We start from the raw sequence: 1,247 nt of genomic DNA on the forward strand, positions 1-1,247 counted from the left end.
CGGCGGCCTGGGGGGGCGGGGGGGGCCCGACGGCCCCCCCCCCACCACCACTCAGACCCCCCCCCGCCGCCCCCCCCCCGCCGCCCGGCCCCCCGCCCGGGGCGCCCCCCCGCTCCCCGGCGTGGAGCTGCGGGTCGTCGGTGACGAGCCGGGCGAGGTCGAGGTGCGCGGGCCGAACCTGTTCCTGGAGTACCTGAACCGGCCCGACGCCACGCGGGAGGCGTTCCGCGACGGGTGGTTCCGCACCGGCGACCTGGCCGTGGTCGACCCGGACGGGTACGTGCGGATCGTCGGCCGCCGCGCCACGGACCTGATCAAGAGCGGCGGCTACAAGATCGGCGCGGGCGAGATCGAGAACGCCCTGCTGGAGCACCCCTCGGTGGCCGAGGTCGCGGTGACCGGCGAACCGGACGACGACCTGGGCGAGCGGGTGGTGGCGTGGGTCGTCGCGCACGGCGAGCCGCCCGCGCCGGAGGCGTTGAGCGACCACGTGGCCCGGCTGCTGTCGCCGCACAAGCGGCCCAGGGTCGTCCGGTACGTGGACGCGTTGCCGCGCAACGACATGGGCAAGGTGCTGAAGCGGGAGCTGCGGTGACTCCCCCGCCGCCGAACCCGCTCGGCTGGCCCGGGTACGAGGCGCAGCTGGAGCGGGCGCGGGCGCGGTCCGGCGGTGACGAGTCGGTGTCCTGGCGGCGCGCGCCACGAGCGGTGGAGATCACCTTCGACTTCCGGTTCCTCGGCGGCTCGGTGGGCACGGCGACGGGCGCGCTGATCGAGGAGGCGTTCACCGCGGCGGGGGCCGCGCGGTTGCCCGTGGTGTCGCGGATCGCCACCGGCGGCAGCCGCATGCAGGAGGGCATGTTGTCGCTGCGGCAGCTGCAACGGGTGGCACGGCTGTGCGCGGCGCACCGGGCGGCCGGGTTGCCGCACGTGTCCGTGCTGACCGACCCGACGACGGGCGGGCTGTGGGCGTCGCTGGGTGCGGGCGCGGACGTGGTGGTCGCGGTGTCCGGCGCGCAGGTCGGGTTCGCGGGCAGCCGGGTCCGCCCGGCCGACGACCCCGCCTACACCGCCGAGGGCCAGCTCGCGGCCGGCACGGTGGACCTGGTCGTGCCGCCGGAGGACGTCGCCCCGACCGTGGCCGGGATCCTCGACCTGCTCACGCGCGGTGACGCGGTGCCGGCCGAGGTGCCGCGCGCCCTGGGTGCCGCGGAGCTGCCCACGGACGGGTGGAGCGCGGTGCGACG

The 1,247-nt window shown here is 77.6% G+C and carries 1 protein-coding gene and 1 pseudogene; both read left to right on the forward strand.

Annotated elements, in window-relative coordinates:
* Positions 1 to 151 precede the first annotated feature (151 nt).
* Positions 152 to 595 (forward strand): annotated as a pseudogene (locus AB0G02_RS21475) (acyl-CoA synthetase); the annotation flags it as partial.
* Positions 592 to 1,247: carboxyl transferase domain-containing protein (locus AB0G02_RS21480; protein WP_360797135.1), on the forward strand; the 656-nt coding region annotated here is incomplete at its 3' end. The pseudogene AB0G02_RS21475 and the gene AB0G02_RS21480, both read left to right, overlap by 4 nt.

It is taken from the genome of Actinosynnema sp. NPDC023658 (genome assembly GCF_040639995.1).
Taxonomy (GTDB): Bacteria; Actinomycetota; Actinomycetes; order Mycobacteriales; family Pseudonocardiaceae; genus Actinosynnema.